Origin of the sequence: Serratia grimesii NBRC 13537, from assembly GCF_001590905.1 — a bacterium.
Taxonomy (GTDB): domain Bacteria; phylum Pseudomonadota; class Gammaproteobacteria; order Enterobacterales; family Enterobacteriaceae; genus Serratia; species Serratia grimesii.
The window spans coordinates 535,496-548,041 of sequence record NZ_BCTT01000006.1; the positions used below are offsets into that span (position 1 = coordinate 535,496).

13 protein-coding genes are annotated in these 12,546 nt (G+C 50.5%); 5 read left to right on the plus strand and 8 right to left on the minus strand.

Features of this window, described 5'->3' with window-relative positions:
* Positions 1-151 precede the first annotated feature (151 nt).
* On the plus strand, positions 152-610 hold the full coding sequence (gene matP, locus SGR01S_RS09060) for a macrodomain Ter protein MatP (RefSeq protein ID WP_037419281.1): 459 nt from the start codon (positions 152-154) through the stop codon (positions 608-610).
* Positions 611-712: 102 nt separating this feature from the next.
* Here the strand turns inward: matP and ompA are convergent, their stop codons facing one another.
* Both ompA and sulA read right to left on the minus strand, forming a co-directional pair.
* Positions 713-1,795 carry a porin OmpA gene (gene ompA / locus SGR01S_RS09065; RefSeq protein WP_061807249.1) on the minus strand — a complete coding sequence of 361 codons (1,083 nt, stop codon included), beginning with the start codon at positions 1,793-1,795 and terminating at the stop codon, positions 713-715.
* Positions 1,796-2,153: 358 nt separating this feature from the next.
* Positions 2,154-2,660 (minus strand): SOS-induced cell division inhibitor SulA, encoded by a 507-nt coding sequence (gene sulA, locus SGR01S_RS09070; RefSeq protein WP_061807250.1) that lies wholly within the window; start codon positions 2,658-2,660, stop codon positions 2,154-2,156.
* Positions 2,661-2,892: 232 nt separating this feature from the next.
* On the opposite strand from sulA, the gene SGR01S_RS09075 reads away from it, so the two are divergent.
* Positions 2,893-3,552, plus strand: coding sequence for a TfoX/Sxy family DNA transformation protein (locus tag SGR01S_RS09075; RefSeq protein WP_037419293.1), 660 nt, complete (start codon positions 2,893-2,895; stop codon positions 3,550-3,552).
* Here the strand turns inward: SGR01S_RS09075 and yccS are convergent, their stop codons facing one another.
* Entirely contained in the window at positions 3,553-5,688 is a 2,136-nt protein-coding gene (yccS, locus tag SGR01S_RS09080; RefSeq protein ID WP_061807252.1) for a YccS family putative transporter, read from the minus strand.
* A gap of 26 nt (positions 5,689-5,714) precedes the next feature.
* Positions 5,715-6,167 (minus strand): YccF domain-containing protein, encoded by a 453-nt coding sequence (locus SGR01S_RS09085; protein WP_061807253.1) that lies wholly within the window; start codon positions 6,165-6,167, stop codon positions 5,715-5,717.
* A 360-nt stretch (positions 6,168-6,527) separates the two neighbouring features.
* Here SGR01S_RS09085 and helD point away from each other — a divergent pair, with 360 nt between their 5' ends.
* Positions 6,528-8,582 carry a DNA helicase IV gene (gene helD / locus SGR01S_RS09090; RefSeq protein WP_061807254.1) on the plus strand — a complete coding sequence of 685 codons (2,055 nt, stop codon included), beginning with the start codon at positions 6,528-6,530 and terminating at the stop codon, positions 8,580-8,582.
* Positions 8,583-8,615: 33 nt separating this feature from the next.
* Here the strand turns inward: helD and SGR01S_RS09095 are convergent, their stop codons facing one another.
* Complete coding sequence (locus tag SGR01S_RS09095; protein WP_061807256.1) at positions 8,616-9,074, minus strand: methylglyoxal synthase; 459 nt, start codon at positions 9,072-9,074, stop codon at positions 8,616-8,618.
* 120 nt (positions 9,075-9,194) lie between these two features.
* Positions 9,195-9,866: a DUF2057 family protein gene (locus tag SGR01S_RS09100; RefSeq protein ID WP_061807257.1), complete on the minus strand. Its 672-nt coding sequence runs from the start codon at positions 9,864-9,866 to the stop codon at positions 9,195-9,197.
* Positions 9,867-10,127: 261 nt separating this feature from the next.
* On the opposite strand from SGR01S_RS09100, the gene SGR01S_RS09105 reads away from it, so the two are divergent.
* Positions 10,128-10,541 carry a CoA-binding protein gene (locus SGR01S_RS09105; RefSeq protein ID WP_061807258.1) on the plus strand — a complete coding sequence of 138 codons (414 nt, stop codon included), beginning with the start codon at positions 10,128-10,130 and terminating at the stop codon, positions 10,539-10,541.
* A 61-nt stretch (positions 10,542-10,602) separates the two neighbouring features.
* On the opposite strand, the gene hspQ is transcribed toward SGR01S_RS09105, so the two are convergent.
* Positions 10,603-10,920, minus strand: a complete 318-nt coding sequence (hspQ, locus tag SGR01S_RS09110) for a heat shock protein HspQ (RefSeq protein WP_020826181.1) — start codon at positions 10,918-10,920, stop codon at positions 10,603-10,605.
* A 61-nt stretch (positions 10,921-10,981) separates the two neighbouring features.
* Positions 10,982-12,172 carry a 23S rRNA (cytosine(1962)-C(5))-methyltransferase RlmI gene (gene rlmI / locus SGR01S_RS09115; protein ID WP_061807260.1) on the minus strand — a complete coding sequence of 397 codons (1,191 nt, stop codon included), beginning with the start codon at positions 12,170-12,172 and terminating at the stop codon, positions 10,982-10,984.
* Positions 12,173-12,263: 91 nt separating this feature from the next.
* On the opposite strand from rlmI, the gene yccX reads away from it, so the two are divergent.
* Complete coding sequence (yccX, locus tag SGR01S_RS09120) at positions 12,264-12,542, plus strand: acylphosphatase (protein WP_037419320.1); 279 nt, start codon at positions 12,264-12,266, stop codon at positions 12,540-12,542.
* Positions 12,543-12,546 lie beyond the last annotated feature (4 nt).

The window sequence follows — 12,546 nt, forward strand, 5'->3', positions numbered from 1 at the left end:
TGATACATGCAGAGTAGAAGTTGGTGTCAGGGAGTTTGACATCACGCGGCGACTGTGCAAAAAACAGTCTAAATGGGGGCGTAATTGCCGGGGAAATTCGGCGCAAAGCTGTTATGCTTAATAAAGTTACGCGGTCACTGAAGAGCTCACGATGAAATATCAGCAACTGGAAAATCTGGAGAGCGGTTGGAAATGGAAGTACCTGGTGAAAAAGCACCGGGAAGGGGAAGCTATTACCCGCCATATTGAAAACAGCGTTGCTCAGGAAGCCATTGACGAGCTGCTTAAGCTGGAAAATGAGCCGGTAAAAGTGCTGACGTGGATTAGCCGCCACATGAATCCGGACCTGGATAACCGGATGAAGCAAACCATCCGCGCACGACGTAAGCGTCATTTTAACGCAGAACATCAACACACGCGTAAAAAATCTATCGATCTGGAATTTTTAGTTTGGCAGCGTCTTGCCGCACTTGCCCGCCGCAGAGGGGTAACATTGTCAGAGACGGTGGTGCAGTTGATCGAAGATGCGGAACGTAAAGAGAAGTACGCGAGCCAGATGTCGCTTTTGAAGCAGGATTTAAAAGCCATTCTCGGTAAAGACGACGAGTAAGTCGCTAACTCGCGAACTGCGCGGAGGCCGTTATTGCCAGTATCACTGGTTCTGGACGAAAAAAAACCCCGCAATGCGGGGTTTTTTACTAAGAGTGGTAGCTTAGCCTTGTGGCTGAGTTACAACGTCTTTGATACCTTTAACTTCGATCTCTACGCGACGATCTGGTGCCAGGCAATCGATCTGTGCTTTAGTAGCACGGCCAGCTTTGTAGCCACAGGTGTTACCAGTGACGGAATCAGCTTTGCCCATACCACGTGCAGAGATTTTGTCTGAAGGAATACCTTTAGATACCAGGTAGTCAACAACGCTTTGAGCGCGTTTTTCAGACAGTTTCTGGTTGTATTGCTCTGAACCAACTGCGTCGGTGTAACCCAGAACTACAACAGAGCCATCTTTAGGATCCATGGAGCTCAGCTGAGTGTACAGCTGGTCCAGAGCCTGTTGGCCTTGTGCTTTCAGAGTAGATTTGTTGAAGTTGAACAGCACGTCAGACTTCAGAGTGAAACGCTTGGTTTCAACAACTGGAGCTGGAGCTGGTGCTGGAGCAACTGGAGCAACAACATCATCCTGACCGAAACGGTAAGAAACACCCAGGCTCAGCATGGTGTTGTCTGGACGAGCGCCGACAGTACCTGCATCACCGATGTTGCTAACGAACTGGTAGTCCAGGCGGGTAGCCCAGTTTTTGGTCAGTGCGTATTCAACACCCACTGCTGCCAACGGAGAAACGCCAGTGTCGTGATCGCTCAGACGTTGGCCAGTTGCACCGTAGTTAGCTTTGGAGTCTGCACGCCATACCATGCCGCCCAGACGAGTGTAGATGTCCAGATCGTCCATGATTGGGTAGCTCAGTTTAGCGGCCAGTTGAACGCCCTGCGCTTTGAAAGCACCGTTGTTCACGCTGCCTTTGTAAGGCATACGGCCAAGCCAGTCATAGCCCAGCTCGAAGCCCAGGTATTGGTTCGCCTGGTAACCCAGGAACGCGCCAGCACCCAGTTGATCTTTATGGGTCGGACCATTGCCGATACCATTCTGGTAACCGTTGCCGTAGAAACCAGTGTCATGATACTGGGACCAACCCAGTTTAGCACCAGTGTACCAGGTATTATCTTTTGGGGCGGCTTGCGCTACGGTAGCGAAACCAGCCAGTGCCACTGCTAATGCGATAGCTGTCTTTTTCATTTTGCGCCTCGTTATCATCCAAATAGGCAATGAGCTTTAAAGCTGTTTTAAGCCCTTGGTTAAATTCCTTCGCCAAGGTTTGAGCCCTCGTTTGTTACTCGGCCAGTTTATCTGGCGTTATAGAGCAACCTTGGCGATGTAAAGTCTACAACGTGGCGCGAAAGTTACAAGTGTGATGTGATAAAGCTCTAAAAAAAAACGCAGAATTGTACATATTTGCTAACATTAACCGACAAAAAAACGAGCGATTTTACGCTCGTTTTTGGGTGCGGAACCGCAGCCGCACTCGCTTTGTCCCTGATCCCAGAAAGGTTCCCTTAGAGGGAGATGAAAATGATGGGAAAAATCCTAAATTTACTTAATGATACAAAGAAGAGTGAATTTTTAGGGTAGAACAGTGTCCGTGAATCGGGTTTATGTCACGTTGAGGACGCATAATGAACCCATAAGCGTTACCTAATTCTGCCGCCCGCCTTAATTTTAGACGATCTTCTTCTGTAAGATCCGGTAGCCATCCGAGTACGACACTATAGTTACCTGTCAGTAACGCCTTTTCCATAGCTTCAACCGTATCCAGCGAATTGATTTGGCTAAGCTGCACCACTTTTTCGATCGGCAGACCGGACTGCTGCAACCATAATTTACTCAGCTTTTGTTGCGGAGTCAGCCATAACAGCCAGCGAGACTGCAGACCTAATTGCTGCAACAGAGGCAACAACAATTGTGCCACCGCGGGCTGATGCTCGTTGTAAACAAGTTCACTGATAAGGCCATTCTTTTTGCCGGCATCTGTGTTTTCTGCAGCATTGTTCACCGCAAAAGAGGTGTGGCTGAAATGGGGTTTGTAGAGTGATTGAGTACGCATAAAGTATCCCGCCCGTAGTGTCACTGTATGTTTATACAGTACATCCTGTTGTGAATAAGATCAACCCAAAAATTCGTAGTACCTCTCATAATTGCGATTATTTTTTATACGGTGGGCTTTAGTGATTGGCATCGTTGAGGATAGTGCGTATTTTTCTAATTACTTGTTCACGTTACCTTTATTTCATTGATGAGGGGAATGATAAGACGGTAACCTACACCAGGAGAACGTTATGAAAGGGATATCATCGGGAAGGGTTGTACAGGCTAAAGCCTGTTTTTACGCATTAGGGGTCATCACCACTCGCTCACAATTCGGTGGTTACGGGCTACTGGCCGACGGCGTCATGTTCGCCTTGATCGCTGAAGGGGAGCTGTATCTTCGAGCAACGGATTCCCTGGAACCCGCCTTCCGTGCTCGCGGGATGGTCAATATGGTTTACTCCAAGCGAGGGATGCCAATTACCATGCGCTATTACTGGGTAGATGAAACTCTGTGGCGGGATCGGGATGAACTTGTTGGACTGGCTTGGCAGGCCATTCGCGAAGCTCGTAGAGAGCTTCAAGACAAAACGGATAACCAGAGCCGGCTGAAAACCTTGCCAAACATCGATATCAATATGGAGCGCTTACTCTGGCGAGCGGGTATTCGTAATGTCTATGACTTGCGGTTGAACGGTGCCAAACGCAGCTATCTTCGCTTATTGCAGCAGCAACATAACCTGGGCCTGCGGGTACTGCTTGCTCTGGGCGGGGCTATTGCCGGCTATCACCATGCGGCGTTACCCTCTGAATTACGCAGCGAGTTGACCTGTTGGTTTGAGCGAACCGTGTTATTGCTTCGCCATGGACATCATCCTGATGTTCGGGGCCTCATAAAAGACCCCGAATGATCACGCCGATTTGCCTATTTGTGCATTAAGCATTGTGAGTTCAGGCAACAGTTCAATCACCAGCCCAATTTGCTGCAATACCAATTGATCTTTGCTTTCCGGTTCTGGTGCCGCGTGTTGGATACGTTCAGCCAGGCTTTCCAATGCCTGGGTAATGCGCAGATTATCTTGTTCTTCCTGGTGTAGGGCGCCATCGACATAACATACGGCATCATTCAGAAGATCCAGCGTTGCGGAATTATTCAGCCGTTCACGGTGTGCACCCAGTGCAGAGATATAGCTCAGTAATGTATGGTTCAGACACAGCAGCCGGAAGGCTGCATCCTGAACCTCTTTATTCGCTTTAGGGTCGGCAGACATATTTGAAATCACCGAAGCCAATTCTGCATCACTGTTGTGCGCATCCCGGCGAGCGATACGGTATGGAAGGCCGTTGTCTTTACCCTGATGGTACTGCACCAGAATTGCATCAAGATAACGGCAGTTTGCGTTCATTGTTTTACTGACCACTGCCGGTAATTGGCGGAATTTCCAGTCTGGCCAAATGAAACTGACCGCTGCCCAAGCGATGGCACACCCTAAAAGGGTGTCGTAAACGCGGGGGGCAGCCACTTCAAAACCTTCACCCAACAGATTAAAGCACAGCAACACCAGCAAGGTAATAAACATGGTGGCGTGTGCATACTGCACGGTTCGAAAAGCGAAGAACAGGACACCGCTAATGACAATCAGCACCATTTGCCCTTCCAGCGAAGGCACAAAATAGAGAATTGGCAGGCCGACAAGAATACCGGCCAGTGTACCTATAATACGCAGGGCAAGCCTGCGACGCGTGGCATTGTAATTGGGTTGACAGACAAACAAGCTGGTTAACAGGATCCAATAACCGTGTTGCATACCGGTAAGCTGGATAAAGGCATAACCGATGCACAGCACTACTGACATGCGAATGGCGTGGCGGAACAGGGCCGACTGAGGTGTCAAATGGCGACTAATACGTAAGCGGATATCGCTCCAGCCGGTGAGCCGGTCGTCTGACAAACTGTTTTCTTCTGCTTGGCCGTTAGCCAGGGCTTGTTCAGACTCGATATTCGCTAACTGTGCATCAATCGCGCGTAAATTTTTCAACAGGTGCGACAGGGCTTTAGTTAACTCACGGTTTTCTGAGGTAATGGTAATCTGTGCTAACGCTTCTTCAATACGGCCAAAGGCTGGTTCAAAGCGAGGGTTATGTTGGTACTTTTGCCGCAGCAGAATCGATTGTGCCAATTGTTGGCATGCACGTGCCTGCATACTGAGTAAGCGCTGAAAACGGAATAGGATATCGCTATGACGGAATTGGCGGCTGAGCTCCCGATATTGAACGTGAGCGGAACTGGCACGCTCATGTATGTCTTGTGCAACAAAATAATAGTGCAATGTGCGGCGGGTACCACGCTGGCCTCGGTCGCCTTTTAATCGGGTCAGTAATGAAACTTTGGCCTGGTTAAGTGTCGTCATCAACACACTATTAGCCATGGCAACGTCCATCCATGGCAGATCTGCATCATGTTCGACATCGGGATCAAACAGGTTGGCCTTGGCATCCAGATAATTCGCCAACTGATTATAACAACGCGCCAAATTTTCCTGCAAAGGGCGGATGGGGAAAATCAGATGACCAATCAATGTCAGCAGGTTGTACCAGAGAGCGCCGATGATCAGCAACGTCGGTTGTTGATACCAGGCGTCATACATTGAGGCACCGAGCATGGTATACACTGCGATCAGCAGAGCACCAAACGCAATGGTGGCGTAACGTTGCCCCAAAGCGCCCAGCAATATAAAGCCGCAAGTGGACGTGGTTAGACCAAGAGCAAACAACCAGGGATAAGCGAACAGCAGTTCAATGGAGGCGGACGCAACAAAAAAACACACCAGTGTGATCACCAGATTGCGCAGTCTGCCTGCCAAGCGATCATCCAGATCGGTCAATGCTGCTGCCACGACACCCAATGTCAGAGGAATAGTGAGCTTGGGGATGGCGAGCCACCAAGGTACGGCGGCTGCGCCAGCCAGCGCGATAAAAATGCGCAGGTCATAAAGCAGGTTGCTGTTGTATGCATAACGGCGTATTGCGGGTGCAAAAGAAAGCACGAAAAACTCCTCAGACGGAGAAAAAATTAACGCTGTTGATACTGACGCCGTGCATTTTCAGTTCTGGCTTGTTGTGCCATCTCAACTGATACCACGCGGCGACCCACTGGCCACAGGGCAATAGCGGCAATTTTGAAATTGGCAATACCCACAGGAATACCAATGATTGTTACGCACTGCACGATACCTGCGGCGATATGCGACAGGCACAGCCACCAGCCGAACAGAACCAGCCAAATAATGTTAAGTAGCGAACCGCTGGCGGAAAGTAGCGCGTTGCTTTTTTCCGGGTACAGTTCATTAACGTGAATAGCTTCGTTGCCGAAAGGTAATAAAGACAGCTTGGTGATTTCCCAGCAAGAACGGGTCAACGGCATGGTGATGATCAGGACAACGCTAAATATTGTTGCGATCAGCCAGCCAAGGGTGGTGAAAAAACCGCCCAACACAAAATTAAGAATATTCAGTACAGTACGCATAGTCGTCATTCTGCTCTAATGATGGCCAAACCGCGATGCGGTTGCGCTTGGTATCAAAACGCAAAATCTATTCTACCCTTTTTTTAGCGCTAGAGTGCCACTGCTTATAGCAGGTAAACTGGCAGATATCCGTTATACCCTTCATCTTTCAAATTGCAGGGGGGTGGCAGACTTCACTCACCCCAGTCACTCGGGGGCCAAGCCCTGGGGTTATGAACCTTGTCTCTGAGGTTCACCCTTTTGGTTCGTGCAAGCGCTGTTCAAATTGGTTCTCGACTGATTTGTCATTCAGTAGCCGCCTACCTGCAACTTGAAAGCTATTGGGTATATTTAAACTCAACATGGTCATGGCGCGACGATATGGAACTTAAAGCGACATCGCTGGGGAAACACCTGGCGCAGCATCCTTACAACCGTGTGCGGTTGCTGCACGCTGGTGTTGAGGTGAGCGGTGAAAAGCATGAATACCTGATTCCTTTCAATCAATTAATTCAGGTCAGATGCAAGCGCGGTATTGTCTGGGGCGAGCTGGAGTTTGAGCTGCCAGATGAAAAAGTGGTGCGCTTGCATGGTACTGAATGGCAGGAAACCCAGCGCTTCTATCATTACTTGCAACAGGCTTGGCAGCAGTGGAGCGCCGAGATGAGCGTGGTCAGCGCAGGTGTGTTGCAGGAACAGGTTGAGCATATCCAGCGGATTGAACAACAGGATAAGTGGTTTAAAAAATCCGAACTGGGCAAATTACAGCAACAAATCCGCCAGTCATTTGGTGCTCTCCCAATGCCGGTGGCGCGTCTGGAGGCGTTCGACAACTGTCGAGATGATTATCAGCTTTGCCAGCAGTGGTTGCAGCACGGGTTGCGCAGCGTAGCCCAACGCAACCAACAATGGACGGAACGCATGCTGGAGACGCATCACGATTTCTTCCAAAACATCGAAAGTTCACCGCTGAATGATTCGCAAAGCCGTGCAGTGGTCAATGGAGAAGACTCCGTATTGGTACTGGCAGGGGCTGGCAGTGGCAAAACCTCGGTGCTGGTGGCGCGTGCAGGTTGGTTACTCCGTCGGCAAGAGGCTGAGCCTGGACAGATATTATTGTTGGCGTTTGGTCGTCAGGCAGCAGAAGAGATGAATGAACGTATTCAGGAGCGTTTGGGCAAGGTGGCTATTCAGGCCAAAACGTTTCATGCGCTGGCGCTGCAGATTATCCAGCAGGGTAATCGTAAAGTGCCGGCGATCAGTAAGCTGGAAACCGACAGCAAGGCGCGACGGGCTTTGCTGATTACTCATTGGCAACAGCAGTGTGCAGAGAAAAAACCTCAGGCCAAAGGGTGGCGCCAATGGTTAACGGAGGAGCTTGAGTGGGAGGTGCCTGAAGGCGACTTTTGGCACGATAAGCGTCTGGCTGAACGTCTGGCGGGGCGGCTCGAGCGCTGGTTGGGGCTGATGCGCATGCATGGGGGTAGCCAGGCGGACATGATCGAGCAGGCTGATGAAGAGGTCCGTGACCTGTTTTCAAAACGCATCCGGCTAATGGCACCGTTACTGAAAGCCTGGAAGGGGGCGTTGAAAGAGGAAGGTGCGGTGGATTTCTCCGGCCTGATTCATCAGGCAGTCAATATTTTGGAGAAAGGGCGCTTTGTCAGCCCATGGAAACATATCCTGGTGGACGAATTCCAGGATATCTCACCGCAACGTGCTCAATTGCTGGCTGCACTGCGTAAACAGAACAAACAGACTTGCCTGTTTGCCGTGGGTGATGACTGGCAGGCGATTTACCGCTTCAGCGGTGCTGAACTAACACTCACCACAGCGTTTGCTGAGAACTTTGGCGAAGGCGCCCAGTGCGCGCTCGATACCACTTATCGTTTCAACGAGCGCATCGGTGAGGTGGCAAATCGCTTTGTGCAGCAGAACCCCCATCAATTGAAAAAACCGTTGAACAGTCTGAGTAAAGGCAATAAGAAGTCGGTAGTCCTTTTACCGCATGAACAGCTTGAAAATTTATTGGATAAGCTGAGTGGTTACGCTAAACCTGATGAGCGCATTTTAGTGTTGGCGCGTTACCATCATCTGAAACCGCAAGTGCTGTCTAAAGCCGCGACCCGTTGGCCCAAACTGACCATAGAGTTTATGACTATCCATGCCAGTAAAGGGCAGCAGGCTGAATATGTGATTATTGCCGGTTTGCACGAAGGCAACGATGGCTTCCCTGCTGTTGCACGTGAGTCGGTTCTGGAAGATGTATTGTTACCTCAACCGGAAGATTTCCCGGATGCGGAGGAGCGACGGTTGCTGTATGTGGCACTGACTCGCGCCAAACACCAAGTGTGGCTATTGCAGGATCGAGAACGTCCGTCAGTGTTTGTTGAACAACTGCAAGAACTCGGCGTACCGTCGCAGAAGAAACCTTAAACGTAAGGCCTGGCGGTGGCCAGGCCGTCATCGTTACTTCAGACGATCCTGCAAATAGCGCTGATAGTCTGGGATCGCGATTTCAACTTCGCTTTTGAACAGCGAGGAGTCGATCAGGAAGTCGGCAGTAGAGCGGTTGGTCGCGACGGGGATATTCCATACTGTGGCCAGGCGCAGCAGCGCTTTCACATCGGGATCATGCGGAACTGCATTCAGCGGGTCCCAGAAGAAAATCAACATGTCGATTTTGCCTTCGGCAATCAGTGCGCCGACCTGTTGATCACCGCCCATAGGTCCACTCAGCATGCTTTTTACAGGAATACCGCTGGCACGTTGAATTAGGTTGCCCGTGGTGCCGGTGGCATACAGTTGATGCTGTTCCAGCACGGACTTATTGTCTTCAACCCATGCTAGCAGGGCTTGTTTACGGTGATCATGTGCCACCAGCGCAATATGTTTGCGCGCGGCGATAGTGCGGGTGGTAAATTCCATCTTGGTGTCCTTCGCTAATCAGGTGATGTGCGACAGATTACTGAAACTGCTTTTCACTGCCTAGCGTTTACACCTGAAAATGCGAAGAAAGCGCGCCTTTAGATAAAAGGCGCCAGAAGCTTAGTGTACAGGCTGCTTGTTTGCCCAATGGAGAAAGCGCTTCTGTGTCTCTTTGTCTGCTTGTAAGAACCAGTATTGCAGCATCTGTTCAGAAACGTTTTCACCTTTCAGTGTCACCGTGGGGGCGTTTAACGCTGCACTGGCCAAAGGGGAGGCTGGTGCGGTGGCACGAACCTGTTTAAAGGCTGGCACTGAGGCTGGGCGATTCTGGCTGTTGTAATCAGACATCACTTTTTCCAGATCAGCACTGAGCGTAGCGCCGTCAGGGTGCAGTACGTCGTGTTTCATGGTCAGCGCGTTGCCATTTTTATCAATAACCTGATAGTTAAGTGTTTTATCGAATCTCTGGCCATCCCGAACAGTTTCAATGCGCGGCAACTCAATGGCGACAGAACTCACATTCTGCGTATTGAAGGTCGCGATCAGTGGTAGCGAGGTATAGGCAGTGCGGTCGTTATGCCCTGTGCGTACTGACTTAGCCACTTTAAACAGCAACTGATGCTGCCCACCATCCAGTTCTAAACTGTCGGCACCTTTTAACAACGATCCTGTCATTTTCTTGCCGTCGACCACCAAAAGGTCGATGTCGGGGGAGAGTTTCAGGGTCGTAGCTACGGCAGGCATGCTGATACTGATGCTGAGCAGCCCCGCAACCATCAGACCAAATTTCATTGTTATCTCCTTATAATTGGCATCGCTATTAGTGTTGAACACGCCACAGACTGTGTCAAAGTTTTTCAGCATCACCATTTAATTTACAAATGTACACACTTATATTCATTTTGACATTTATTGGTTGAGGTACATGCTGGCAGTGACAGCATCAGACCGCAAAACTGGCTGGGAGTTTCCGAGTTCGTGCGTTTAGCCGATTCAAGGTCAATGGGTTACACTCGATGTAGGGAAATACCCGTGAAAAATTGGGAGCGGAGAATGCAAGATAATGACATTGCTGGCCTGTTACAGCAGGTGAAAACCATTGCACTGGTTGGCGCCAGTGATAAACCCACCCGGCCGAGCTTTGGTGTGATGGCCTATCTACTCTCACAGGGTTATCAGGTTATACCGGTCAGCCCAAAGTTGGCGGGGCAAACACTGCTCGGTCAGCAGGTCTATGCCACGCTAAATGATGTTCCGCATCCGGTAGATATGGTCGATGTTTTCCGGAATTCAGAAGCGGCATATGAGGTGGCGCAAGAAGCCATTGCGATCGGTGCCAAGGCATTGTGGTTACAAATCGGTGTCATTAATGAGCCGGCAGCGGCATTGGCAAACGAGGCAGGGCTGAAGGTGGTGATGGATCGTTGCCCTAAAATAGAGATCCCGCGTTTGGGGTTAGAGCGCTGAATAAAATAAAAGGCCTGGCATTGTGCCAGGCCCTTACAGGGTGTTTCTCAGGCCTGGAGCATTAATTGCGCAGGCGGGGGGCTTGTAACTGGTGACGGATAGATTCCGCCAATTCATCCAGCGATGGCTGTTCAGGATGGGCGTCCTGCGCTTCTCCATCTAACTGTGCTTCCGCCAGATAGGTATGCACCGGTTGACCTTCTTCGTCTTCCATCACCACGTGGTACCAAGGGGCGAAACGCAGGTCTGTATTCGCTGCTATTTCATCAGCTTTAGGCTGTTCCATAGAGTATTCAGGATCGATATCAATCACGACCCCCAAATACCCCAGCAGCTTATGCCGAACTTGTTGTCCGATACCGAATTTGCTGGCAATCATGATGACCTCCTGAGAAACAATGCCTTGCTCTCTATATGAGGGCAAAACAGCGTATTTCAAGTTACATCACCCGACACGCAAACCCTTTCAAATACAGCCCTTCAGGATAAGTCGCGATAACCGGGTGATCGGCAGCCTGACGATACTGCTCTATAAATTGTACATCACGTCCGGCGTCTACAGCGGCATCGGCCAAAATTTTCTGGAATAGATCAGTTGGCATCAGGCCGGAACACGAGAAGCTGAGCAAAATGCCGCCCGGATTCAGCAACTGCAGCGCCAACATGTTGATATCTTTGTATCCGCGGCAGGCACTGGCCAGTTGGTTTTTGTTTTCGACGAACTTCGGCGGATCCATAATGATCAGATCGAATTTTTCACCCTGCGTGCGGTAGGCGCGCAACAGCTGGAACACGTCATCACGCACAAACTCGGCTTTGCTCAGATCAAGCTGGTTCAGTTCGACGTTCTGTTTGGCAATATCCAGTGCCGCTTGCGACGTGTCGACGCTAATAACCTGAGTACAACCGCCCATCAGTGCCGAGACGGCGAAGGCACCAGTATAGGAGAAGCAGTTAAGTACACGTCGACCGGCAGAATAATTGCGGGCAGCCAGGCGACTGTCGCGCTGATCAAGGTAAAAACCGGTTTTATGGCCTTGCTGGATATCGACCAGCAGTTTCATGCCATGTTCGGTGATCGGCAATAAATCAGGGGGCAGATCGCCAACAACCAAGCCCTGTGCCAACGGCAAGCCTTCTTTCTTACGCACCGCAACGTCTGAACGATCGTAGATGGCACATTCCGGGTAGCAATGTTGCAACGCGGTAATGAGCGCAGCACGCTGATATTCGGCACCAGCGGAAAGCAATTGCAGCACCAGGAAATTCTGGAAGCGGTCGATAGTGATGCCCGGCATACCATCGGATTCACCGGCGATCAGGCGGTAGCCATCTAGCCCGTCACGTTCTGCTACCCAGTCACGCCAGCTTTGCGCCTGTTGTAAGCGGCGGATGAAGAATTCGATGTTAATCTCTTCGTCCTGCTGGAAAGTCCAGACACGGGCGCGGATTTGCGATTCTGGCGAGTAGGCGCCGCGCGCTAACCATTTTCCCTGCGCGTCATGAATATCAATGGTTTCACCGGAAAGGGCTTTACCTTCAATACGTTGAACAGCGCCAGAGAATACCCATGGGTGGCGACGAAGTAAGGACTTTTCACGTCCTTTGGCGAGAAACAGGCGTACGGTCATAATTAAGAATGCTGCCAGCTAGGTAAAAAGGGTGATATCGCCGTGCGCGTGCACAGGCAACATCATAAACGAAAGTGATAAGGGGTCGATTATGACACAAGTTTGCATTGCTGCGTATGTCTATGGCGTGGTGCAGGGAGTCGGGTTTCGCTATAACACTCAGCATCAGGCGACTGCGTTGGGATTAAGCGGCTATGCGCGTAATCTTGATGACGGCAGCGTTGAAGTGGTGGCCTGCGGTGAACAACCGCAGGTAGATAAGCTGGTGGAGTGGCTAAAAAAGGGTGGTCCGCGTAGCGCACGTGTCGATCGCGTGCTGGTAGAACCGCGTGGTACGGCCGATTATCAAGGTTTTAGCATTCGCTATTAGCGCA

Excerpts from the sequence above, each read along its gene's own strand:
- hspQ (WP_020826181.1), bottom strand. The coding sequence starts at position 10,920 with ATGATTGCCAGCAAATTCGGTATCGGACAACAAGTTCGGCATAAGCTG.
- rlmI (WP_061807260.1), bottom strand. The coding sequence starts at position 12,172 with ATGACCGTACGCCTGTTTCTCGCCAAAGGACGTGAAAAGTCCTTACTT.
- SGR01S_RS09075 (WP_037419293.1), top strand. The coding sequence starts at position 2,893 with ATGAAAGGGATATCATCGGGAAGGGTTGTACAGGCTAAAGCCTGTTTT.
- ompA (WP_061807249.1), bottom strand. The coding sequence starts at position 1,795 with ATGAAAAAGACAGCTATCGCATTAGCAGTGGCACTGGCTGGTTTCGCT.
- SGR01S_RS09100 (WP_061807257.1), bottom strand. The coding sequence starts at position 9,866 with ATGAAATTTGGTCTGATGGTTGCGGGGCTGCTCAGCATCAGTATCAGC.
- yccX (WP_037419320.1), top strand. The coding sequence starts at position 12,264 with ATGACACAAGTTTGCATTGCTGCGTATGTCTATGGCGTGGTGCAGGGA.
- SGR01S_RS09095 (WP_061807256.1), bottom strand. The coding sequence starts at position 9,074 with ATGGAATTTACCACCCGCACTATCGCCGCGCGCAAACATATTGCGCTG.
- helD (WP_061807254.1), top strand. The coding sequence starts at position 6,528 with ATGGAACTTAAAGCGACATCGCTGGGGAAACACCTGGCGCAGCATCCT.
- sulA (WP_061807250.1), bottom strand. The coding sequence starts at position 2,660 with ATGCGTACTCAATCACTCTACAAACCCCATTTCAGCCACACCTCTTTT.
- SGR01S_RS09085 (WP_061807253.1), bottom strand. The coding sequence starts at position 6,167 with ATGCGTACTGTACTGAATATTCTTAATTTTGTGTTGGGCGGTTTTTTC.
- SGR01S_RS09105 (WP_061807258.1), top strand. The coding sequence starts at position 10,128 with ATGCAAGATAATGACATTGCTGGCCTGTTACAGCAGGTGAAAACCATT.
- matP (WP_037419281.1), top strand. The coding sequence starts at position 152 with ATGAAATATCAGCAACTGGAAAATCTGGAGAGCGGTTGGAAATGGAAG.